Source organism: Streptomyces lincolnensis (assembly GCF_001685355.1).
In the GTDB taxonomy this organism is placed as follows: Bacteria; Actinomycetota; Actinomycetes; order Streptomycetales; family Streptomycetaceae; genus Streptomyces; species Streptomyces lincolnensis.
Window position 1 is genome coordinate 6,969,231 of sequence record NZ_CP016438.1, and the last position, 22,922, is coordinate 6,992,152.

General features: G+C 71.4%; 15 protein-coding genes and 1 pseudogene. 8 read left to right on the forward strand and 8 right to left on the reverse strand.

Translation table 11 applies throughout. The features are described from left to right. Position 1: 1 nt before the first annotated feature. The 6 genes from SLINC_RS31235 to SLINC_RS31260 all read right to left on the reverse strand — a co-directional run bounded on the left by SLINC_RS31235 (position 2) and on the right by SLINC_RS31260 (position 11,413). Positions 2 to 1,666, reverse strand: coding sequence for a M4 family metallopeptidase (locus SLINC_RS31235; protein WP_067439979.1), 1,665 nt, complete (start codon positions 1,664 to 1,666; stop codon positions 2 to 4). A gap of 212 nt (positions 1,667 to 1,878) precedes the next feature. Continuing rightward, on the reverse strand, positions 1,879 to 3,933 hold the full coding sequence (locus tag SLINC_RS31240; protein ID WP_067439982.1) for a M4 family metallopeptidase: 2,055 nt from the start codon (positions 3,931 to 3,933) through the stop codon (positions 1,879 to 1,881). A 268-nt stretch (positions 3,934 to 4,201) separates the two neighbouring features. Further along, positions 4,202 to 5,959, reverse strand: a complete 1,758-nt coding sequence (locus SLINC_RS31245) for an ABC transporter ATP-binding protein (protein ID WP_067439985.1) — start codon at positions 5,957 to 5,959, stop codon at positions 4,202 to 4,204. Beyond that, on the reverse strand, positions 5,956 to 7,689 hold the full coding sequence (locus SLINC_RS31250) for an ABC transporter ATP-binding protein (RefSeq protein WP_067439988.1): 1,734 nt from the start codon (positions 7,687 to 7,689) through the stop codon (positions 5,956 to 5,958). Before SLINC_RS31250 ends, SLINC_RS31245 begins: the two co-directional genes overlap by 4 nt. A gap of 68 nt (positions 7,690 to 7,757) precedes the next feature. Further along, positions 7,758 to 9,611 carry an ABC transporter ATP-binding protein gene (locus SLINC_RS31255; RefSeq protein WP_067439991.1) on the reverse strand — a complete coding sequence of 618 codons (1,854 nt, stop codon included), beginning with the start codon at positions 9,609 to 9,611 and terminating at the stop codon, positions 7,758 to 7,760. Then, on the reverse strand, positions 9,608 to 11,413 hold the full coding sequence (locus tag SLINC_RS31260; RefSeq protein WP_067445907.1) for an ABC transporter ATP-binding protein: 1,806 nt from the start codon (positions 11,411 to 11,413) through the stop codon (positions 9,608 to 9,610). Before SLINC_RS31260 ends, SLINC_RS31255 begins: the two co-directional genes overlap by 4 nt. Before the next feature lie 227 nt (positions 11,414 to 11,640). On the opposite strand from SLINC_RS31260, the gene SLINC_RS31265 reads away from it, so the two are divergent. From SLINC_RS31265 to SLINC_RS31280, 4 genes are read left to right on the forward strand one after another with little or no spacing between them, the layout of a single operon-like run. Beyond that, positions 11,641 to 12,570 (forward strand): ABC transporter ATP-binding protein, encoded by a 930-nt coding sequence (locus SLINC_RS31265; RefSeq protein ID WP_067439994.1) that lies wholly within the window; start codon positions 11,641 to 11,643, stop codon positions 12,568 to 12,570. Then, positions 12,567 to 13,316, forward strand: a complete 750-nt coding sequence (locus tag SLINC_RS31270) for an ABC transporter permease (protein ID WP_067439997.1) — start codon at positions 12,567 to 12,569, stop codon at positions 13,314 to 13,316. Before SLINC_RS31265 ends, SLINC_RS31270 begins: the two co-directional genes overlap by 4 nt. Before the next feature lie 25 nt (positions 13,317 to 13,341). Next, positions 13,342 to 14,586 (forward strand): sensor histidine kinase, encoded by a 1,245-nt coding sequence (locus SLINC_RS31275; RefSeq protein WP_067440000.1) that lies wholly within the window; start codon positions 13,342 to 13,344, stop codon positions 14,584 to 14,586. Beyond that, positions 14,576 to 15,220, forward strand: coding sequence for a response regulator (locus tag SLINC_RS31280; RefSeq protein ID WP_067440003.1), 645 nt, complete (start codon positions 14,576 to 14,578; stop codon positions 15,218 to 15,220). Before SLINC_RS31275 ends, SLINC_RS31280 begins: the two co-directional genes overlap by 11 nt. 12 nt (positions 15,221 to 15,232) lie before the next feature. Here the strand turns inward: SLINC_RS31280 and SLINC_RS31285 are convergent. Next, positions 15,233 to 15,841: pseudogene (locus tag SLINC_RS31285) on the reverse strand (sulfatase-like hydrolase/transferase); the annotation flags it as partial. Positions 15,842 to 16,193: 352 nt separating this feature from the next. Continuing rightward, a complete protein-coding gene (glgX, locus tag SLINC_RS31290; RefSeq protein WP_067440006.1) occupies positions 16,194 to 18,437 on the reverse strand; it encodes a glycogen debranching protein GlgX in 2,244 nt (747 codons plus the stop codon). Positions 18,438 to 18,588: 151 nt separating this feature from the next. Here glgX and SLINC_RS31295 point away from each other — a divergent pair, with 151 nt between their 5' ends. The 4 genes from SLINC_RS31295 (at position 18,589) to SLINC_RS31310 (ending at position 22,827) form a co-directional block, all read left to right on the forward strand. Beyond that, on the forward strand, positions 18,589 to 19,815 hold the full coding sequence (locus tag SLINC_RS31295; protein WP_067440009.1) for a L,D-transpeptidase: 1,227 nt from the start codon (positions 18,589 to 18,591) through the stop codon (positions 19,813 to 19,815). 135 nt (positions 19,816 to 19,950) lie between these two features. Next, complete coding sequence (locus tag SLINC_RS31300; RefSeq protein WP_067440012.1) at positions 19,951 to 21,216, forward strand: L,D-transpeptidase; 1,266 nt, start codon at positions 19,951 to 19,953, stop codon at positions 21,214 to 21,216. A gap of 77 nt (positions 21,217 to 21,293) precedes the next feature. Beyond that, entirely contained in the window at positions 21,294 to 22,061 is a 768-nt protein-coding gene (locus SLINC_RS31305) for an enoyl-CoA hydratase/isomerase family protein (RefSeq protein WP_067440015.1), read from the forward strand. A gap of 262 nt (positions 22,062 to 22,323) precedes the next feature. After that, positions 22,324 to 22,827, forward strand: coding sequence for an ATP-binding protein (locus SLINC_RS31310; RefSeq protein ID WP_067440018.1), 504 nt, complete (start codon positions 22,324 to 22,326; stop codon positions 22,825 to 22,827). The last annotated feature ends 95 nt before the right edge of the window (positions 22,828 to 22,922 follow it).

A 22,922-nucleotide genomic window follows, 5' to 3' on the forward strand; every position in this document is an offset into this window, starting at 1 on the left:
CCTAACTCACGTTGACCGCGGACCAGGCCGCCGCCACCGCCTTGTACTCGGTGCTGCCGGAGCCGTACAGGGCCGCGGTCGCGCTGAGGGTGCCGGTGCGGGCGCCCACGTAGGTGGTGGTGGAGGTGAAGTACTCGGTCAGCGCCTTGTACCAGATCTGGACGGCCTTGGCGCGTCCGATGCCGGTGACCGTGGAGCCGTTGGACGTCGGGGAGTTGTAGGACACCCCGTTGATGGTCTTGGCGCCGCTGCCCTCGGAGAGGAGGTAGAAGAAGTGGTTCGCCGGGCCGGACGAGTAGTGCACGTCCAGGTTCTTCAGCGACGAGGACCAGGAGTCGGCCGAGTTGCCGTCCTTGCTCGGCTTGTCCATGTAGCGCAGCGGGGTGCCGTCGCCGCGGATGTCGATCTTCTCGCCGATGAGGTAGTCGCCGGGGTCGGAGGAGTTGGCCGCGTAGAACTCGACCGCCGTGCCGAAGATGTCCGAGGTGGCCTCGTTCAGGCCGCCGGACTCGCCGCTGTAGTTCAGGCCCGCGGTGTTGGACGTGACGCCGTGGGTCATCTCGTGCCCGGCCACGTCGAGCGAGGTCAGGGGCTTCACGTTGCCCGTGCCGTCGCCGTACGTCATGCAGAAGCAGCCGTCGTCCCAGAACGCGTTGACGTACGCGTTGCCGTAGTGGACGCGGGAGTAGGCGGCCTTGCCGTCGTTCTTGATGCCGCTGCGGCCGAAGGTGTTCTTGTAGAAGTCCCACGTGGTCTGGGCGCCGTAGGCGGCGTCGACGGCGGCGGTCTGGTCCGAGGAGGAGCTGGACGCCGCGCCCGTGCCCCAGGTGTCGTCCGCGTCGGTGAACAGGGTGCCGGTGCCGGAGGTGCCCCGGGCCAGGTTGTACGTCCGGTGGCTGCCGCGCGAGGTGTCGTTCAACTGGTAGGCCGAGCCCGACAGGGCGGTGCCGAGGGTGACCGTGCCGGAGTAGAGGCTCTTGCCGGTGCCGGTCTCGATGCCCTGGTACTCGTACAGCTTCTCGCCGGTGGCGGCGTCGGTGACGACGTGCAGTTCGTTCGGGGTGCCGTCCTCCTGGAGGCCGCCGACGACCGTCTCGTAGGCGAGGACCGGCTTGGAGCCGTTGCCCGCCCAGATCACCTTGCGGGGCGCCTCGGAGGCCTCGGTCTTCTCCGAACCGGCCGCCTTCGCCAGGGTCACGGCCTGCTTCTCGGCCTTGGCGGTGGTCACGGCCGGGGTGAGGGAGGCGACCTTCACGGTCTGCCGCGTCGCCCTGGTGACGCCCTCGGTGGCGCCGGACCTCGACGTGTGGACGACGAGGTCGCCGCCGAGGACCGGCAGGCCCGCGTAGGTGCGCTCGTACCGGGTGTGGACGGTGCCGTCGGCGTCCTTGACGACGTCTCTGACGACCAGCTTCTCCTGGGCGCCGAGGCCTATCTCCCGGGCCGTGGCGCCGGCCGTGCCCTGCTGCTCCCGGATGAGCGCGGTGCGGGCGGCGGGCGCGAGGGTCAGGGGGACGGCCGAGGGCGTGGCGGCCGTGGCGGTCTCCGTCGCGAACTCGGCGGCCGAGGACCCGGTGGTCAGGCCGGTGGTGAGCAGCGCTCCGGCGGCGACCGCGGTGGCGATGGCGAGCGTGGTGCGCCGGTGACGCGCGTAGAGGGGGTTCACACAAGCTCCTTGGTGGGGGGAGGGGCTGGGAAGTTGTGCGGCGGGTGAGGGAAGAGTGACATTCGTGCCGCGTACATGTCATTGCCTGCGATGATGTTGGCCGAAAGTTGACTGTCCGGTAAACGTTTCGGGCATGTGAACGAGGACGCCGCCCCGGGGAGTCGAACCTCCGGGGCGGCGCCCTGTCCTGAGCCCCTCGCGGGGCGTACGGCCTACGGGAAGGTGAGCTTCCAGCCGTTGATGCGGCCGGTGTCCCGGGCCGCGTTGTCCTGAACCCTCAACTGCCAGGCTCCGTTGGCGACTTCGGAGGAGGCGTTCACCGTGTACGTGGTGTTGATGTTGTCCGCGCTGCCGCCCGTGTTGTACCCCTTCAGCGTGTACGCGGTGCCGTCGGGGGCGACCAGCTGGACCTGGAGGTCGCCGATGTAGGTGTGCGTGATGTCCACCGCGACCTGGAGGTTCGAGGGCGCGTTGCCCGTCCGGCCGGACACGGTGACCGACGAGGTGACCGCCGCGCCGTTGTCCGGAATCGCCACGTCGGCGGTGTTCTCGAAGGAGGTGCCGCCACCGCCCCCGCCGCCGTCGGACCGGGCGCCGACCGCGACACCCGCCCACGCGTCCTGCACCGCCTTGTACTCGGCGCTCGTGGTGCCGTAGAGCTCACCGGTCGCCGCGAGGGTGCCGGTGCGGGCCGCCGCGTAGTTGGTGGTGGACGTGAACTTCGTGGTCAGCGCCCGGAACCAGATCTTCTCGGCCTTGTCCCGGCCGATACCGGTGACCGGAAGGCCGTCCGCGGTGGGCGAGTCGTAGCTGACGCCGTTGATGGTCTTGGTGCCGCTGCCCTCCGACAGGAGGTAGAAGAAGTGGTTGGCGGGACCCGAGGAGTAGTGCACGTCGATCGAGCCGAGGCCGGAGTACCAGCTGTCCTTGGACGCGCCGTCCCTGCTCGGTTTGTCCATGTAGCGCAGCGGGGTGCCGTCGCCGTTGATGTTGATCTCCTCGCCGATGAGGTAGTCACCGACGTCGGAGGAGTTGGCCGCGTAGAACTCGACCGTCGAGCCGAAGATGTCCGAGGTGGCCTCGTTCAGGCCGCCGGACTCGCCGCTGTAGTTGAGGCCGGCCGTGTTGGAGGTCAGGCCGTGCGTCATCTCGTGGGCGGCCACGTCGATCGACGTCAGCGGGTTGGCGTTGCCCGAGCCGTCGCCGTACGTCATGCAGAAGCAGCTGTCCGACCAGAACGCGTTGACGTAGTTGTTGCCGTAGTGGACGCGCGAGTAGGCGCCCACGCCGTCGCCGCGGATGCCGGAGCGCCCGTGCACGTTCTTGTAGTAGTCCCAGGTCAGGGCGGCGCCGTAGTGCGCGTCGGCGGCGGCCGACTCCAGGTTGGACGCGCTGCCGTTGCCCCAGATGTCGTCGGGGCCGGAGAAGAGGGTGCCGGTGCCGGAGGTGCCGCGGTTGAGGTTGTACGTCTTGTGGTTGCCGCGTGCCCCGTCGGTGAGGTTGAACGTGGAACCGGACTGTGTGGAGGTCAGGTCGACCGTGCCGGAGTACACCGTGTTGCCGGTGCCGGTCTCGATCGCCTCCCACTCGTACAGCTTCTCGCCGGTCGCCGCGTCGGTGATGACGTGCAGTTCCTGCGGGGTGCCGTCGTGCTGGAACCCGCCCACGACCGTCTCGTACGCCAGGGTCGGGGTGCCGCTCGCCGCCCAGATCACCTTGCGCGGGGCGCGGTTGACGTCGGGGCTCTTGGCGTCCTCGGCCTTCGCGGCGGCCAGGGCCTGCGTCTCGGCCTTCGCGGCGGGCAGCTTGGCCGTGGTGGTCGCCGGCTCGACGGCGGCCCGGCTGGCCTTGACGACGGACGCGGTCGCGTCGGTCTTCGTGCTCTCCACGACGAGGTCGCCGCCGAGGACGGGCAGCCCGTCGTAGGTGCGCTCGTAGCGGGTGTGGACCGTGCCGTCGCCGTCCTTGAGGACGTCACGCACGACCAGTTTCTCCTTGGCGCCGAGACCCAGGTCCTTCGCGGTGGCCGCCTTGGAGGCGTCGGCCGCGCGGATCAGTTCGGCGCGCTGGGCGGGGGTGAGCTTGACGGATTCCGCGCCCGGTATCACCTTTCCCGCGGCCGACGGTGCCTTCTCCGGGGCTGCGGTGGCGGCGCCCGACTGGACGGCCGCGGCGATGAGGGCGGAGACACCGACGAGGGCCACTGCGGCGGCCCGTCGGGTGGTGCGGGTGTGGGAGGTGCGTCTGTGGGAGGAACTGTCTCTCAACACTGACTCCTTCTGCGGGCCGCGGGTCACGCGGCCGGGGGAGACCGGCCGGCGGGTGGGCCGTCCGGGCAGAACGGGGCGTACGAAAGCCATGTGCGGGAGTTCGGCCGGGGCACGGCGATGTGATGGAGCTGTGGGGTTGCTGTGACCTGGCCGTGGGAAGAGTGGCACCAGATCACGGTTTCTGTCAGGAGCGCGTCAGGAATTTGGCCGGAAATCGTTCGTTGTCCGGGAGTTCATGTTCGGTATACGGACCATTGAGGCCATCTCAGCCACGCGACGCGGGCTCCCCGTGCCACGACGCCCACAGCGCCGCGTACGCCCCGTCCGCCGCCACCAGCTCGTCGTGCGTGCCGAGTTCGGTCAGCCGGCCGTCCTCCATCACGGCCACCCGGTCCGCGTCGTGCGCGGTGTGCAGCCGGTGCGCGATGGCGATGACCGTCCGTCCCTCCAGTACGGCGGCCAGGGCGCGCTCGGTGTGCCGGGCGGTCGTCGGATCCAGCAGGGCCGTCGCCTCGTCCAGGATCAGCGTGTGCGGGTCGGCCAGCACCACCCGGGCCAGGGCGAGTTGCTGGGCCTGGGACCCGTCCGTACGGCACCCCCCGTCGCCCAGCGCGGTGTCCAGCCCTTCGGGCAGCTCCCGCACCCAGCCGTCGGCACCGACCGCCGTCAGCGCCTCCCACACCCGCTCGTCCGAGGCGGCGGGCTCGGCGATCAGAAGGTTGTCCCGGACCGTACCGAGGAAGACGTGGTGCTCCTGGGTGACCAGGACGACCTGCCGGCGCAACCGCTCCGGACCCAGGGCCACCACGGGCACCCCGCCCACCGTCACGCTCCCCGAGGTCGGTGCGTCGATGCCCGCGACGAGCCTGCTCAGCGTGGTCTTCCCGGCACCGGACGGACCGACCACGGCCAGCCGCTCCCCGGGCCGCACGGTCAGGTCGACGCCGTGCAGCACCTCACGGCCCTTCCCGTAGGAATACCGGGCCCCGCGCACGTCGATCCGGTCGCCCCGCGGCTCCGGGGAGTCGGCCTCGACCGCCCGAGGGGCCCCGGCCAGCCCCTCCACCCGGGCGAACGAGGCACCGCTGCTCTGGAGTTGCTCCACCCGGACCAGGATCTCGTCCAACGGCCCCTCGAACTGGCGCAGATACAGCCCCGCCGCCACCACCGCGCCCAGCGTCACCGCGCCGTGGGAGTGCAGCACCCCTCCGACCAGCAGCACGCCCGCCACCGGGAAGAGGTACGACACCTCCACGACCGGGAAGAACACCGAGCGCAGGAACAGGGTGTACAGGCGCCGCGCCCGGGACCGCTCCAGCGCCTGACGGCTCGCCACGACCCGGTGCTCCTGGAGCCGGAACGCCTCCACCGTGCGGGCGCCGGCCGCGGTCGCCGCGAGGATCTCGGCGACGTCCGAGTTCGCCGCGCCCTCGGCGAGATAGGCGTCCCGGGCCCGCCGCAGGTACCAGCGCAGGGCGAACCAGATCGGGGTGAGGCCGAACACGCCCACGGCCCCGAGCAGCGGGTCGATCAGGAAGACCGCGCCCAGCAGGAACAGCGCCTGCACGATGTTGATCAGCAGCTCCGGGCCCGCGTCCCGCAGGGTGGTGCCGACGGTCGCCACGTCCGCCGTACCGCGTGCCGTCAGATCACCGGTACCGGCCCGCTCCACGACGGAGGTCGGCAGGGCCAGCGCGCGGTCGACGAACTCCTCACGGACGCGGGCGAGGGTGCGCTCGCCGAAGCGGTGCCCCGCGTAGCGGGCCCAGCGGGCGAGCAGGAGCTGGGCGGCGGCGCAGGCGAGGATGCCCAGCGCTGCGCGGTCCACGGCGGTGACTCCGGCGCCTGCTCTCACCTCGTCGATGATGTGGCCCAGGAGGTAGGGGCCGGCGAGGCCGACGGCCGCGGCGGCGGCGTTCAGCGCGATGACTTTGGCGAAGGCCTTTCTGTCGGCGCGTACGAGGCGGAGGGAGGCTCGGCGGACGGTGGGGGCGTCCGCGATCGGGAGGTGTCCGTCGCTCATCCCACGACCTCCTCGGAGTCGCGGGCCACGAGGGCGCGGTAGCCGGGGGTGTCTTCCAGGAGCTGCTGGTGGGTGCCGGTTGCTGTGACCTTGCCGTCGACGAGGTAGTGGACTGTGTCGGCGTGGGTGAGCAGGAGGGGGGAGGTGGTGGTGACGACGGTCGTGCGGCCCTTGCGGGTGTGGTGCAGCCGGGTCGCCACGAGGGACTCCGTGTGGGCGTCGAGGGCCGAGGTGGGTTCTATGGCGAGCAGGATCTCCGGGTCGGTGAGGAGGGCTCGGACCAGGCGGATGCGTTGGCGTTGGCCGCCGGAGAGGTTGCGGGCCTGGGCGTCCATGGGGGAGTCGAGGCCGTCGGGGAGGGCCTGGACGATCTCGTCTGCCAGGGCTGCGTGTAGGGCGGCTGCGGCTGAGTGGGGGCTGGTCGCGCAGTTCCCCGCGCCCCTTAGGTTGGGGATGGCGGCGCCTATTACCTCGTGCAGGGGGCCTGCGAACAGGTCCGCCTCGTGGTCCGCCACCAGGATGCGGGACCGCACCTGGGACAACGGGATGTCCGTCAGGCGTACTTCGCCCCACAGCGCCTCTGTCGGCCCGTACCGGCCCAGGCGGTCCACGACGGCCGCCGTGTCCGCCGGTGTCGCGCCGACCAGGGCCGTCAGGCGGCCCGGTGTCACGCGCACTCCGGACTCCGGGTCGTACAGGACCGACGGTTCCGCCGGGGCCTCGCGCGTGCCCTCGTCCGGTTCCGGCTCCAGCCGCAGCAGGCTTACGACCCGTCTCGCCGCCACCACGCCCCGGCCGAGCTGGTAGCCCCAGTCGACGAAGTAGGAGACCGGGCGGACCAGGACGGCGACATAGCCGTAGACGGAGACCAGCTCGCCGACGGTGATGGTGCCCTGGACGGCCATGCGGGCGGCCAGCCAGGTGACCACCGCGAGGTAGAGGGTGGGCAGACCGAGGCCGAGGGCCTGCATCCAGCTGGTGACCGCGCCGACGCGGTAGCCCTGTTCGCGCAGACGGGTGGAGTCGCGGCGGAAGGCGTCGGCGACCAGGCCCTTGCCGCCGAGGCCGTTGAGGACGCGCAGACCGCTCGCGAGGTCGCCGATACGGGCGGTGAGGACGCCCTGGCGTTCCCGGTACTCCGCCTCCGTGCCCTGGAGGCGGCGCATCAGCGGGCCGACGAGCAGGGCGATCAGCGGCATGCCGAGCAGGACGATCACGGTGAGCCGGACGGAGACGGTCAGCAGCAGGGCGGAGACCGCGAGGTAGGCGACGATCGCGCCGACGCCGGGGCCGATCACCGTGAGCGCGGACGCGATCTGCTGGACGTCTCCCACCCCGATGGTGACGACCTCGCCGGCCGAGACCTGCCGGGGCAGGGCGGCACCGAGCCGGACCGCGTGGCCCACGACGACCTTGACCGTGCGGAAGTTGGCGTCCATGCGCACCCGCGTCATCGTGCGGTGCCGCAGGATGCTCAGCCAGGCGTTGAACGACCCGACCACGACCAGCAGTCCGGTCCACAGGGCCAGCGCGCCCATGTCGTCCTTCGCCAGCCCCTCGTCCACGGCCTTCGCCATCAGCAGGGGCGTCGCCGCGAGCAGCACCATCCACACGCTGCCCAGCAGCGCGCCCGCCGCCGACCGCCACGGCTGGCGCAGCACCAGCCACCCCAGGTACCGCCAGCCGCCGCGGCGGTCGGGTGTGCCGGGATCCTCGTACGCGTCGATCACCTGTCGCCCGCCCAGTCCGCCCAGTCCGCCTGGTCCGCCTCGTCCCCCTGTGTGCCCCGGCCCCGCGATCACGCCAGACTGTCCCGCCACGCCCGGTGCAGATCCGCGAACCTGCCGGTGCCCGCGACGAGTTCGGCCGGTGTGCCGTCCTCGACGATCCGGCCGTGCTCCATGACCAGGACCCGGTCGGCGATCTCGACGGTCGACAGCCGGTGCGCGATCACCACCGCCGTACGTCCCTCCAGGACCGTCGCCATCGCCCGCTGCACCGCCCGCTCGCCCGGGACGTCCAGCGAGCTGGTCGCCTCGTCCAGGATCAGCACGGCCGGGTCGGCGAGCAACGCCCGCGCGAACGCGACCAGTTGGCGCTGGCCCGCGGAGATACGGCCGCCCCGCTTGCGGACGTCCGTGTCGTAGCCGTCGGGCAGGGCGCTGATGAACTCGTGCGCGCCGATGGCCTTCGCGGCCCGCTCGACGTCCTCCCGCAAGGCGTCCGGGCGGCCGATCGCGATGTTCTCGGCGACCGTGCCGGAGAACAGGAACGCCTCCTGCGTCACCATGACCACCCCGCGCCGCAGTTCGGGCACGGCCAGGTCGCGCAGGTCGACGCCGTCGAGCAGGACCCGCCCCTCGGAGGGGTCGTAGAAGCGGGCGAGCAGCTTGGCCAGGGTCGACTTGCCGGCGCCGGTCGAGCCGACGACCGCGACGGTCTGCCCGGCCGGGAGGGTCAGGTCGAAGCGGGGCAGCACCTCGCCGCCGGTGCGGTAGGCGAACCGGACGCCGTCGAAGACCACCTCGCGGCCGGGGTGCGCGGAGGCGAGCGGCGGCAGCTGCCGGGGCGTGGACGGCTCCGGGACGGTCGGCTTCTGCGCGAGCAGGCCCGCGATCTTCTCCAGTGAGGCCGCCGCCGACTGGTAGGAGTTGAGGAACATCCCGAGCCGGTCGATCGGGTCGTACAGCCGCCGCAAATAGAGCACTGCCGCCGCCAGCACACCCAGCTCCAGCGAACCGTCCGCCACCCGGTAGGCGCCCCACAGCACGATCAGCGCGACCGCCGTGTTCGCCACCAGCCGGGAGCCGATCACATAGCGGGCCATCTCCAGCAGCGCGTCCCCGTTGGTGCGCTCGTGCCGGGCGTTGAGCGCGCCGAAGTCGGCGTCGTTGACGGCCTCGCGGCGGAACGCGCGCACCGGCCGGATGCCGTTCATGGTCTCGACGAACTTCACGATCACGGCCGCGATCGCGGTCGACCGCCTGCGGTACACCTCGACCGCCCGCCGCTGGTAGAGCCGGACCAGGAGGTACAGCGGCACGAAGGACGCCATCGCGACCGCGCCGAGCCCCAGGTCCAGCCAGAGCAGCAGGGCCGAGATGTACACGAGGGACAGGATCATCGTGACCAGTTCCTGAAGTCCCTCGTCGAGCAGCTCGCGCAGGGCCTCCACGTCGGTCGTGGAGCGGGAGATCAGACGACCGCTGGTGTACCGCTCGTGGAAGTCGATGCTCAGCGCCTGCGCGTGCCGGAAGATCCGGCCGCGCAGATCCAGCAGCACGTCCTGGTTGACGCGGGCCGAGACCAGGATGAAGACGTACTGGAGCCCGCCGGAGGCCAGCGCGCACAGCAGGTATCCGGCCCCCACCGCGATCAGCGGCCCGTGGTCGGCCCGGCGGAACGCCGGTACGGCGCTGTCGATGGCGTACGCCACCAGCAGCGGGCCCGCCTGGACCGCCGCCTGCTGGAGCAGCAGCAGGAGCGTGGTCACGGTGACCCGCGCCTTCATCGGCGCGAGCAGGGAGCGCAGGAGGGCGAGGGTGGCGCCCGGGGGAGTGGGCAGGACGTCCCGGTCGAACGGGTCGCCCGCCCCCGGGGAGTCCCCGGGCGGCTGCTTCCGGTCCGGTGCGGTCGTCGTGGGTGCCGTCATCGGGCGTCGGCCTCCTCGATGTCCTCGCCGGCCTCGGTGATCTCGGCGCCGGCCATCAGATGGGCGTACTCGGCGTTGGTCCGCAGCAGTTCGTGGTGCGTGCCGACCGCGGTGATGCGGCCTCCGGAGAGCAGCGCGACCCGGTCGGCGAGCAGGACGGTCGAGGGGCGGTGCGCCACGATCAGCGCGGTGGTGTCGGCGAGGACGTCCCGCAGCGCCGCCTCGACGGCGGCCTCGGTGTGCACGTCCAGCGCGGACAACGGGTCGTCCAGCACGAGGAAGCGGGGCCGGCCGACGACCGCGCGGGCCAGCGCGAGCCGCTGCCGCTGCCCGCCGGACAGACTCAGCCCCTGCTCACCGACCTGCGTGTCCGTGCCCTGCGGCAACGCGTACGCGAAGTCGGCCTGCGCGACCGCCAGCGCCCGCTCCAGCTCCGGCCCGCCCGCGGTGCCGTCGGCGCCCATGAGGACGTTCTCGCCGACGCTCGCGGAGAAGAGCGTGGGTTCCTCGAAGGCCACAGCTACTTCGGAGCGCAGTTCCTCCCGGGACATCGTGGTGATGTCCCGGCCGTCCAGGGTGATCCGCCCGGCCGTCACCTCATGCAGCCTCGGCACCAGCGCGGTCAGCGTGGTCTTGCCGCTGCCGGTGGTCCCGACGAGGGCCATGGACTCACCCGGGCGTATGTGCAGATCGACACCGTCGAGAACGGGAGGGGAGCCGGCCGGGGCGTCGGGGTAGCGGAAGGAGACGGCGTCGAACCGTATGCCCCGCTGCCCTGTTGACGACCGCCCGCCGGAAACCCCCGGCTCCTCGGCCTCCTCGTCCATCACCTCGAAGTATCGTTCCGTCGCCGTCGCCGCCTCCTGGCTCATCGCCAGCAGGAAGCCGATGGACTCCACCGGCCACCGCAACGCCAGCGCCGTGGAGAGGAACGCGACCAGCGTCCCCGCCGACAGCTCCCCGTCCGCGACCTGCACGGTCCCCAGCACCAGGGCGGCCCCGATGGCGGCCTCCGGCAGCGTGACGATGACGCCCCAGATGGTCGACAGCAGCGAGGCCTTGCGCAGTTCGGTGCCCCGCAGGGTCTGCGAGAGCTCGCGGAACGCCCGGGCCTGGCTGCGGTGCCGTCCGAACCCCTTGATGATCCGGACACCGAGGACGCTCTCCTCGACGAGCGTGGTCAGATCGCCCACCTGGTCCTGCGCGCGCCGCGCCACCTGGGCGTAGCGCCTCTCGAAGACCACGCACGTCACCATCACGGGGACGGCCGGCCCCAGGATCACCAGCCCCAGCGTCCAGTCCTGCGCCAGCATGATGATCACGCCGACGACGATCGTGACACTGTTGACCAGCAGGAACGTCAGCGGGAACGCGAGGAACATCCGCAGCAGCATCAGATCCGTGGTGCCCCGGGACAGCAGCTGTCCGGACGACCACCGGTCGTGGAAGGACACCGGCAGCCGCTGAAGACGCCGGTACAAAGCCCCCCGCATCCTCGCCTCGACCCCCGCGAGCGGCCGCGCCACCAGCCACCGCCGCAGCCCGAACAGCAGCGCCTCCCCGAGCCCGAGCAGCAGCAGGTACAGCGCCCCGAGCCAGACGCCCGCCGGATCCCGGTGCGCGACCGGACCGTCCACCACCCACTTCAGGACGAGCGGGATCACCAGCCCCACGCAGGAGGCGAGGACCGCGACGAACGCGGCACCGAACAGCCGCACCCGCACGGGCCGCACATACGGCCACAGGCGCAGCAGAGTCCGTACGGAGGAGCGGTCCTTGGTCGCTACAGGTGTCGTCGGCATCAGCAGGAGCCTACGGACCGGCACCGACGACGCCCACCGAGTTTTGGCCGGACCTGTATCGGCCGTCAGACCTACGACCTGCGCGTTCGAGGGGCCGCACCGGTGGACGCGGGGGTTTGGTGAAGGCTTGTGGGGGAGGTCGTACGACGGCATCCACCGATCGGCTGATGCCGCTTCGAGCGCGACGGCCGATGTGGCCGCGGGGCCCGCACCGCGACGCTGAGGCCATGTCCTTCATAGAGGTAAGCGATCTGCGGAAGTCGTACGGCGGCCGGGCCGTCGTCGACGGTGTCTCCTTCACCGTCGAGGAGGGCGAGATCTTCGGGATCCTCGGCCCGAACGGTGCCGGCAAGACCACCACGGTCGAGTGCGTCGAGGGGCTGCGCGTCCCGGACGCGGGCCGGGTCAGGGTGACCGGCCTCGACCCCGTCGCCCAGCACGAGGCCACCCGCCGGGTGCTCGGCGCCCAGCTCCAGGAGAGCGAGCTCCAGGCCAAACTCACCGTGCGCGAGGCGCTGGAGCTGTACAGCGCCTTCTATCCGAACCCCCTCGACTGGCGGCCGCTGGCCGAACGCCTCGGCCTGACCGCCAAGCTCACCACTCGGTTCGCCAAGCTCTCCGGCGGCCAGAAGCAGCGGCTGTTCATCGCGCTCGCCCTGGTCGGCAACCCGAGGGCCGTCGTCCTGGACGAGCTGACCACCGGCCTCGACCCGCGCGCCCGCCGCGACACCTGGGAGCTGATCGAGGACGTCCGCACGGGCGGTGTGACCGTCCTCCTCGTCACCCACTTCATGGAGGAGGCGCAGCGGCTCTGCGACCGGATCGCCGTGATCGACAAGGGCCGGGTCGCCGCCCTGGACACCCCGGCCGGTCTGATCCGCCGCTCGGCGGGCGCCACCGTCATCAGCTTCACCCCGTCCGGCCCGCTCGACGACGGCGACCTGAACGCGCTGCCCGCGCTCGCCTCCGTCGAGCACCGGGACGGCCGTATCACGCTCTCCGGCACCGACGAGACGGTCAACGCCGTCCTCACGCTGCTCGCCCGCAACCACATCACGGCCCATCAACTCCGGGTCCACGACGCGACGTTGGACGACGCGTTCCTCGACCTCACGAAGAGCGACACCAACAACAACACGCAGGAGGCAGCGGCATGAGCACCGCACTCGTCCACCCCGCCGTACTCAAGTCGGAGATCCGGCTGTTCCGCCGGGAGCCCGGCTCCCTCTTCTGGATCCTGGGGTTCCCCACCCTGCTGCTGGTGATCCTCGGCTCGATCCCGGCCTTCCGGGAGACCGACCCGGACTTCGGCGGGCTGCGCCCGATCGACGGCTATGTCCCGGTGGGGGTGCTGCTCGGCCTGATCGTCGGCGGGATCCAGGCGATGCCGCAGACCCTCACCGGCTACCGCGAGCGCGGCATCCTGCGCCGGATGTCCACGACACCGGTCCGCCCCCCGGCCCTGCTCTCCGCGCAGATGCTGCTCTTCGGCGGTGCCGCCCTGGCCTCGGCCCTGCTCGCCCTCGTGGTCGGCCGGCTCGCCTTCGACGTACGACTGCCCGAGCAGCCCTTCGGATACGCCCTGGCCCTGCTGCTGGCGGTCCTGGTCGCCCTCGCGCTGGGCGCGGTGATCTCCGCGCTGTCCGGCACGACGAAGATCGCGGGCGCCATCGGGTCCGCGGTGTTCTTCCCGGCGATGTTCTGCGCGGGCGTGTGGATGCCGGTGCAGACCATGCCCGACGCCCTCGCCCGCGCCGTCGGGTTCACCCCGTTCGGCGCGGCCGCGGAGGCCCTGAACCAGGCGGCGGCGGGGAACTGGCCGGGCTGGGACCACCTGGGCGTGCTGGTGGCCTGGACCGTGCTGTTGACGGCCGGCGCCGCGCGCTGGTTCCGCTGGGAGTAGGGGACGGCCCGTGGAGACTGAGGGCATGACCGCGGTGGACACGCAGATCGACCGGCGCTGGGAGCAGATGCGCGCCCTGGGACCGTACGGGCTGCTCGCCGTCGGCGCCGTCCTGTCGGCCGGCGCCGCCGACCTGATGGACGGCCCCGCCGACTGGTACGGGGCCGGGGCCCTGGTCGTCGCCGCGATCGCGCTCCAGCTGTGGTGGAACGCCGTCCGGCGACGCCGTCCCGACCGGGGCCGTACGCCGTCCCCGGCCGGGACGGCGTACTACGTCGTCCGCTGGGTGATCGCCTTCGCGCTCACCTGGATCAACCCGCTCTTCGGCTTCTACGCGGCCACCGGCCTGATGGACGCCGACGAACTGCTCCCGGGCCGGTGGCGACGGATCGGCGTGTTCGCCGCCGCCGTCACCCTGGCCGGTTCGCAGTCCGGCGGGCTGCCGCCCAAGAGCACCGGCCAGTGGGCCCTGTTCGCCGGGCTCATCGTCGCCAACGCCGCCCTGCAGCTGGTCATCGCCCACATGGTGGAGCAGGAGGAACACCGCTCGCGGGAACGCGTCGAGACCATCACCGCGCTGCAACAGGCCCTCGACGAGAACGCCGCCCTGCACGCCCAACTCCTCGTCCAGGCCAGGGAGGCGGGCGTCGCGGACGAGCGGCGGCGGCTGGCCGCCGAGATCCACGACACCATCGCGCAGGGCCTGACCGGGATCATCGCCCAGCTCCAGGTCGTCGCGAACACCCCCGACGAGAACCAGGCCCGCGAGCACGTCGGCCGCGCCATGGACCTGGCCCGGCACAGCCTCGGCGAGGCCCGCCGCTCCGTGCACAACCTCGCCCCGGTCGCACTGTCCGACGCCGGACTCCCGCAGGCCCTCAAGGCGACGGTCACCGACTGGGGCGAACGCACCGACATCCGCGCCGAGTTCACGGTCACCGGCGCCACGGAACAACTCCACGACGAGGTCGCCGCCACCCTCCTGCGCATCGCCCAGGAAGCCCTCTCCAACGCCGCCCGGCACGCGCGCGCCACCCGGCTCGGCGTCACCCTGACCTTCCTTGGGGACGAGGTCATCCTCGACATCCGCGACGACGGCGTCGGCTTCGACCCCCTCACCCTCCCGCCCCGCACCCACGCCGGCGGGTTCGGCCTCGACGGCATGCGCGCCCGCGCCGAACGCATCGCGGGCGCCCTCACCGTCGAGTCCGAGCCGGGGCACGGCACGGCGGTGTCGGCTCGCGTACCGTTGGTACGCCATGACCAGTGACGCGGGTATCTCGGTGCTGATCGTCGACGACCATCCCGTCGTACGGGACGGTCTGCGCGGCATGTTCGCATCGGCACCCGGATTCAGGGTCCTCGGCGAGGCGGCCGACGGAGTGGAGGCGGTCGCGAAGGCCACCGCCCTCGATCCGGACGTCATACTGATGGACCTGCGCATGCCCGGCGGGGGAGGCGTCGACGCCATCCGCGAACTGACACGCCGGTCCGCACGCGGCAAGGTCCTGGTCCTCACCACGTACGACACCGACTCCGACACCCTGCCGGCCATCGAGGCCGGCGCCACGGGCTATCTGCTGAAGGACGCCCCGCGCGACGAACTCTTCACCGCGGTCCGGGCCGCCGCCGAGGGTCGCACCGTCCTCTCCCCGGCCGTCGCCTCCCGCCTGGTCTCCGCCGTCCGCACCCCCAGAACTCCCGGCAAGGAACCCCTCTCCGCCCGCGAGCGCGAGGTACTGGCCCTGGTCGCCAAGGGCACCTCCAACCGTGAGATCGCCCGCGAACTCTTCATCAGCGAGGCCACCGTCAAGACCCACCTCACCCACCTCTACGCCAAGCTGGGCGTCAAGGACCGCGCGGCGGCCGTGGCGACGGCGTACGAGCGCGGGATCCTCGGCTGAGTCCCCGGGCCCTCAGGGCGGGGGACAGGGCAGCAGACCGCCGGCGATCCTCTCCCACGCCTTCTTCAGGTGGTCCTTGCCCGCGGAGTCCTGGTAGTACTTCCACCTCCCGCGCCTGAGCGCCCGGTTGGCCCGCACCCGCCAGAACAGGTCCCGCTCCGGCAACTCCTCGCCGCGCAGCAGGTAGCCGGTGAGGCTGGTGCCGTCCAGGGGATACGCCGGATCGGGGCGGGCGCCCCCCAGTTGCAGCAGGGTCGCGGTCCAGTCGGGGGAGAAATTCGGCTCGTGGCTGACCTGGTGGCCGTCGATACGGGCCGGCCGCCGCACGATCGTGGGGACCCGGATGCCGCCCTCCTGGAGCACGAACTTCTCACCGCTCAGCGGCCACAGGTACGACCAGCGCTCGCCTCCGTTGTCGCTGGCGAACAGCACCAGCGTGTTCTCCTCCTGCCCCGACCTGCGCAGCGCGGCGAGCACCTCGCCGACGGCCGCGTCCAGGCTCTCCACCATCTGCGTGTACTTGGCGACCGAGCCGCCGTCGTAGTGGTTCAGCGCCGCGCTGACCTCCGCCCGCGTCTTCGCGGCCCTGATCCGCGCCGCGATCCGCGCGCCGGTCTCCTCACGGTCGTGTATTGACGCCCTCTCCTGTCGAGGACAGGAGATTCCGGTCCGTACCACTGCGCGGTACCACCTCGGGTTCCTGTTTCACAGGCCACTGCCGACCGGTGAGGGTCGGTCTTACACGGCCTGCACAGGCCTGACCTACCGCCGGAGGCCGCGGGGCGGGCCTTGAAGGGGCGTTCGGCGGGGGTCGTCTCGGCGGCCGTCGTACCGGCGACGGCGGTCACGGCACCGCCGCCGACGAGAGAGCCGAAGGCACGGCGTGACATCTCGGGCATGCGCCTCAGTCGATCAGCACGCCGATCTCAGGGCCAGGAATCACGGGGAGAGTTCATGATCCTTCAACGCCGCCTCAGCCGGCCACGCGCAGCAGCAGTACCGCCCGCGCCGGCACCGTGATCGTCGCTCCGGCCCGGTGCTCGACCCCGGGTGCCTCCGCCTGCTCCTCGCCCGACGTGTCGACGACCACCTCGTACCGCTCCGCCCACGGCGGACCCGGCAGGACGAAGCTCGCCGGGCGGTCACCGGCGTGCAGGACGGCGAGGAAACTGTCGTCGAGGATCGGCACGCCCCGCTCGTCACGGCCCGGGATGTCCCGCCCGGAGAGGTACATGCCGAGGGTGGCGGCGGGGGCGTACCAGTCCCGTTCCGTCATCTCGGTGCCGCGGGCCGTGAACCAGGCCAGGTCGCGCAGACCGTCGGCGGAGTGCGCCCGGCCCGAGAAGAACGCCCTGCGCCGCAGCACCGGATGCCGGTGGCGCAGCTCGATCAGCCGGGACGTGAGGTCGAACAGCGCCTTCCAGCCGGGATCCGCCAGCAGGCCCCAGTCCACCCAGCTGATCTCGTTGTCCTGGCAGTAGGCGTTGTTGTTGCCGCGCTGGGTGCGCCCCAGCTCGTCGCCCGCGACCAGCATCGGCACGCCCGTGGACAGCAGCAGCGTCGTCAGCAGGTTCCTGAGCTGCCGGCGCCGCAGCGCCCGGACCCGCTCGTCGTCCGTCTCGCCCTCCGCCCCGCAGTTCCACGAGCGGTTGTCGTCCGTGCCGTCCCGGTTGCCCTCGCCGTTCGCCTCGTTGTGCTTGCGCTCGTAGGAGACCAGGTCGCGCAGGGTGAAACCGTCGTGCGCGGTGATGAAGTTGACCGAGGCGTACGGCCGTCGGCCGCCCCAGGCGTACAGGTCGCTCGACCCCGACAGCCGGTAGCCCAGATCCCGTACGTCCGGCAGCGCGCCCCGCCAGAAGTCCCGCACGGCGTTGCGGTAGCGGTCGTTCCACTCCGTCCACAGGGGCGGGAAGGCACCCACCTGGTAGCCGCCGGAGCCCACGTCCCACGGCTCGGCGATCAGCTTCACCCGCCGCAGCACCGGGTCCTGCGCGATGACGGCCAGGAACGGGGAGAGCATGTCGACGTCGTGCATCGAGCGGGCCAGCGCGGCCGCCAGGTCGAAACGGAAGCCGTCGACGCCCATCTCCGTCACCCAGTAGCGCAGCGAGTCGGTGATGAGCCGGAGCACATGCGGCTGGACCACGTGCAGGGTGTTGCCGCAGCCCGTGTAGTCGGCGTACCTGCGCGCGTCCGACTGGAGCCGGTAGTAGCCGCGGTTGTCGATGCCCTTCAGCGACAGCGTGGGGCCCAGCTCGCCCGCCTCCGCCGTGTGGTTGTAGACGACGTCGAGGATGACCTCGATCCCGGCCGCGTGCAGCGCCCGCACCATCCGCTTGAACTCGCCGACCTGCTGGCCCGTCGTACCGGAGGCGGCGTAGGCCGCGTGGGGCGCGAAGTAGCCGATGGAGTTGTAGCCCCAGTAGTTCTTCAGGCCCTTGCGCAGCAGGTGGTCCTCGTGCGCGAACTGGTGGACGGGCAGCAGCTCGACGGCCGTCACGCCCAGCTTCACCAGGTGCTCGACCGCCGCCGGGTGCGCGAGCCCCGCGTAGGTGCCGCGCAGTTCCTCCGGGATGTCCGGGTGCAGGGCCGTGAACCCCCGCACATGCACCTCGTAGATCACCGAGTCCGCCCACGGCGTCTTCGGGCGGCGGTCGTCCGCCCACTCGTCGTCGGGCGCGTCGTCGTGCACGACCACGCCCTTGGGGACGTACGGCGCCGAGTCCCGGTCGTCGCGCACGGTGTCCGCGACATGCTGCTGCGGCCAGTCCCGCACATGCCCGTACACCTCCGGCGGCAGGCCGAAGTCGCCGTCCACCGCGCGCGCGTACGGGTCGAGCAGCAGCTTCGCCGGATTCCACCGGCCGCCGGTCCACGGGTCCCAGCGGCCGTGCACCCGGTAGCCGTAGCGCTGGCCGGGCATCACGCCCGGCACGAAGCCGTGCCAGATCTCGTGGGTGAGCTCGGCCAGCCGGGCACGGGTCTCCTTGCCGTCGGCGTCGAACAGACACAGCTCGACCGCCTCCGCCCCGCCCGCCCACAGCGCGAAGTTGGTCCCCGCCACCCCGTCCGGACCGACCCGGAACCGGGCGCCCAGCGGCACCGGCGCCCCCGGCCACACGGGCACGACGGGCACCGCGCGCCGCGCACCGTTCACCAGGGCGCCGGTGCGTTCCTGTTCCGCCGGCACTGCCTCCTGCTCGGCTGCGCTGGACACCGTTCAGCCTCCCACGGCTCACGGAACGACGTGGAAAAGGGTGACGGCGTCCCGGTCCCGGCACCCTCTCGCGTCGTTCTCCCCACTGTTCTGCCCAGCGTCGGGCTCGCACTCACGTTTCCCCAGCACGGGCCCGGTCGTTGGGCAGCCCGTGAGGCACGTAACTGGGCGCGCACGGCGCGTGGGGGTCGCACTGGCCGCCGTACTGACATGGGCAGGGCTGCTGGCCGGAGCCGCCGGCTGCACCGGGGACACGGGCGGGATCGGCATGGGTGGCCTCGGCAAACCCGCCTCGCCCGAGGACGTCATCCGGATCACTCCGGACGACGGCGACAAGGGGGTGCGGCCCGAGCGGAAGCTGCGGGTCCGGGTGCCGGACGGGCGGCTGGAGTCGGTGAGGGTCGTCAAGTCCCAGGACGCGCAGGAGTCCCCGGTGCCCGGCCATCTCTCCGAGGACGGGCTGAGCTGGGAGCCCGACGAGTCCCGCCTCGCGCTCGCCGCCGAGTACACCGTCGACGCCGTCGCCCTGGACGGCCACGGCCGCCGCTCCGCCCGCCACACCACCTTCACCACGTACGTCCCCGACGAACGCTTCATCGGCTACGTCAGCCCCGAGAACCGCTCCACCGTCGGCACCGGAATGATCGTCTCGTTGGAGTTCAACCGGGAGATCGAGCACCGCGCCGCCGTCGAACGCGCCGTCCACGTCACCGCCCGGCCGCCCGTCGAGATCCGCCCGCACTGGTTCGGCAAGGACCGCCTCGACTTCCGCCCCGAGCACTACTGGAAGCCCGGCACCCAGGTCACCGTCTCGCTGCGCCTGCGGGACGTCGAGGGAGCGCCCGGCGTCTACGGTTCGCAGTACAAGACGTTCTCCTTCACCGTCGGCCGCAGCCAGGTCTCCCTCGTCGACGCCGCCAGGCACACCATGGAGGTACGCCGGGACGGCGACCTGCTGGCCACCGTGCCGATCACCGCCGGCGCCCCCAGGACCACCACCTACAACGGCAGGATGGTCGTCACCGAGATGCTCGAAGTGACCCGGATGAACAGCCGCACGGTCGGCTTCGGCGGCGAGTACGACATCCCGGACGTCCCGCACGCCCTGCGCCTCACCGACTCCGGCACCTTCCTGCACGGCAACTACTGGGCGCCCGACGCCCCCGGGCGGGTCAATGTCAGCCACGGCTGCATCGGCCTCCGGGACGTCAAGGGCGGCGGCGCGGACACCCCCGCGGGCTGGTTCTTCGACCGCAGCCTCGTCGGGGACGTCGTCGAGGTCGTCCACAGCAATGACAAAAAGGTCGCTCCTGACAACGGCCTCGGTGGGTGGAATATGGGCTGGAAGCAGTGGAAGGCGGGCAGTGACCTGAAGTAGACCGACAGTCGGTACAGAACAGTGACAACTGCGGGCCGTCGAGGGCCCTGACCTTGTGGTTAATATGCGCCGGTGCACGCGCTGCATGCGTGGGGGGAGCGGGCCCGACCAGGCCCGACGAGGGGAGTAGGGACTTTGAACGTGCGACCGATATCGGGGGCGTCGGTTGACGCGCGCGCGGGGCGGAACAAGGGCCGGGGCGGCACGGGGCTGTTGGCGCTGATACTCGGCGTCCTGCTGCTGGCCGTCACCGCGTGCGGCGGGGGAGGGGGCTCCGGCTCCGGGTCCGAGGGGAAGGGCGAGGGGAAGGGCGCGGACTCCTCCCAGGCGGAGACCAAGCAGTCGGAGGCGGTCGTCTCCATCGCCCCGAAGAACGGCGCCCGGTCCGTCGACACCAGCGGCGCCCTCAAAGTCTCCGCCGCCAAGGGCAGGTTGACCCAGGTCGAGGTCAAGGACGCCAAGGGCGCCGCGATCGCCGGGAACATCGCCGCCGACGGTGCCACCTGGACGCCGTCCACCCACCTCGCCTCCGGCACCAAGTACACCGTGCACGCGATCGCCAAGGACGCCGAGGGCCGTACGGCGGCCGAGGACTCCAGCTTCACCACCCTGACGCCCGAGAACACCTTCCTCGGCAACTTCACCCCCGAGGACGGTTCGAAGGTCGGCGTCGGAATGCCGTTCTCGATCCGCTTCACCCGGGGCATCACCAGCCCCGAGGACGTCGAGAAGGCCATCAGGATCAGGACCGAACCGGCCGTCGAGGTCGCGGGCCACTGGTTCGGCAACGACCGTCTGGACTTCCGCCCCGAGAAGTACTGGAAGGAAGGCACCAAGGTCACCGTCGACCTCAACCTCGACGGCGTCGAGGGCCGCGAGGGCGTCTACGGCAAGCAGGACAAGACCGTCTCCTTCACCATCGGCCGCGACCAGGTCTCCGTCGTGGATGTGAAGACCAAGAAGATGAAGGTCATGCAGGACGGCAAGACCATCAGGACGATCCCCGTCACCACCGGCAAGCCCGGCTACGACACCTGGAACGGCCAGATGGTCATCAGCGAGATGCTCGCCGTCACCCGCATGAACGGCGAGACCGTCGGCTACGGCGGCGAGTACGACATCAAGGACGTCCCGCACGCCGCCCGCCTCACCACCTCCGGCACCTTCCTCCACGGCAACTACTGGGGCGGCGACGCCTTCGGCAACTACAACGCCAGCCACGGCTGCATCGGCCTGCGCGACGTCAAGGGCGGCTACGACAGCGACGTCCCGGCCGCCTGGTTCTTCAACCACTCGATGGTCGGCGACGTGGTGGTCGTGAAGAACTCCAACGACGCGACGGTCGCCCCGGACAACGGCCTCAACGGCTGGAACATGTCCTGGAAGAAGTGGAAGGCGTAGTCGCTCCGCGGTCCGCGGCCCCGGTGTGAGCTACGGCACCGGGGCCGCGGCCGTTAATGATGGTTAACCTGACCTGCATGACCGTGAATCTCGAAGTCGCCGAAGGGGTCGGCACGCTCCGGCTCGACCGTCCGCCCATGAACGCGCTGGACGTGGCCACGCAGGACCGGCTCAAGGAACTCGCGGAGGAGGCCACGCGGCGCGCGGACGTGCGTGCCGTCGTCGTCTACGGCGGGGAGAAGGTGTTCGCGGCCGGCGCGGACATCAAGGAGATGCAGGCCATGGACCACACGGGGATGGTCCTGCGCGCCCGCGCCCTCCAGGAGGCGTTCACCGCGGTGGCCCGCATCCCCAAGCCTGTCGTGGCGGCGGTGACCGGGTACGCGCTGGGCGGCGGCTGCGAGTTGGCGCTGTGCGCCGACTTCCGTATCGCCGCGGACAATGCCAAGCTCGGCCAGCCCGAGATCCTGCTCGGCCTGATCCCGGGCGCGGGCGGCACCCAGCGCCTGTCCCGGCTGATCGGCCCCTCCAAGGCGAAGGACCTGATCTTCACCGGCCGCATGGTGAAGGCGGACGAGGCGCTGACCCTGGGCTTGGTGGACCGGGTCGTCCCGGCCGCCGAGGTGTACGAGCAGGCGCACGCCTGGGCGGCCAAGCTGGCCCAGGGCCCGGCGCTCGCGCTGCGCGCGGCCAAGGAGTCCATCGACACCGGCCTGGAGACCGACATCGAGACGGGTCTCGCGGTGGAACGGAACTGGTTCGCGGGCCTGTTCGCCACGGAGGACCGGGAGCGGGGCATGAAGAGCTTCGTCGAGGAGGGACCCGGCAAGGCGAAATTCCTCTGAACCGCTTGCAATTGACACGGTGTCTGACCCGGGTCCCTCGTTGGGGCGGTTTATGGGAGCCTTAAGGCACCCTTAAGTCTGGTGCGCCGAGGAAGCGGGCCGCTTGCCTCCGACTGAGCCGTCACCGCAGGTCGGCAGGGGTCTTCGCGCCTCCGAAATGCCCCTGTCATATGCCGTCCGCTCCCTGCGGAATGATGGATTCCGGGGGGCGTATTCGCCGGGAACGCCCCCGCAGGGCGGCCTGGGCGGCCATGATGGGGGCATGGCGGGGCTGGAGGGTATCGAACAGCCGCGGGGAGAGAGCCGTGCGACCGCGGCGCGCTGGTCTCCGGCGGTCGAGGACGAACACGCACTCAAAGCACTCGAACTGTTCGGCAACCCCACGGACGCCGAGGTTCCGCTGCCGTCCCGGCCGGAGTCCGCCGCCACGGCCCGCAGACTGGCCCAAGTGGTCGTCCTCCGCGAATGGGGCCTGACCCCCAAGATGGCCGAGGACGCCGTCCTGCTCGTCTCCGAACTCGTCGGCAACGCCGTCCGCCACACCGGCGCCCGCGTCTTCGGCCTCCGCATGCGCCGCCGCCGCGGCTGGATCCGCGTCGAGGTCCGCGACCCCTCCCGGGGGCTGCCCTGCCTCATGCCCGTCCAGCACATGGACATCAGCGGCCGCGGCCTCTTCCTCGTAGACAAACTCTCCGACCGCTGGGGCGTCGACCTGCTCCCCCGCGGCAAAACAACCTGGTTCGAAATGCGAGTAGCGGAACGCTGAGGGGCCCATCCCGATCTCCACCCCGACCACTTTCAGCCCGTCCGGCGTTTGAGGACGAGGCCCCTCAAGGGCCGATACGGGGGTCCAGGGGGCGG

What these genes read in the sequence shown, in the direction of transcription:
- SLINC_RS31265 (WP_067439994.1), top strand. Translation starts at nt 11,641, where the DNA reads ATGTCCTTCATAGAGGTAAGCGATCTGCGGAAGTCGTACGGCGGCCGG.
- SLINC_RS31280 (WP_067440003.1), top strand. Translation starts at nt 14,576, where the DNA reads ATGACCAGTGACGCGGGTATCTCGGTGCTGATCGTCGACGACCATCCC.
- SLINC_RS31260 (WP_067445907.1), bottom strand. Translation starts at nt 11,413, where the DNA reads ATGCCGACGACACCTGTAGCGACCAAGGACCGCTCCTCCGTACGGACT.
- SLINC_RS31255 (WP_067439991.1), bottom strand. Translation starts at nt 9,611, where the DNA reads ATGACGGCACCCACGACGACCGCACCGGACCGGAAGCAGCCGCCCGGG.
- SLINC_RS31245 (WP_067439985.1), bottom strand. Translation starts at nt 5,959, where the DNA reads ATGAGCGACGGACACCTCCCGATCGCGGACGCCCCCACCGTCCGCCGA.
- SLINC_RS31310 (WP_067440018.1), top strand. Translation starts at nt 22,324, where the DNA reads ATGGCGGGGCTGGAGGGTATCGAACAGCCGCGGGGAGAGAGCCGTGCG.
- SLINC_RS31275 (WP_067440000.1), top strand. Translation starts at nt 13,342, where the DNA reads ATGACCGCGGTGGACACGCAGATCGACCGGCGCTGGGAGCAGATGCGC.
- SLINC_RS31305 (WP_067440015.1), top strand. Translation starts at nt 21,294, where the DNA reads ATGACCGTGAATCTCGAAGTCGCCGAAGGGGTCGGCACGCTCCGGCTC.
- SLINC_RS31270 (WP_067439997.1), top strand. Translation starts at nt 12,567, where the DNA reads ATGAGCACCGCACTCGTCCACCCCGCCGTACTCAAGTCGGAGATCCGG.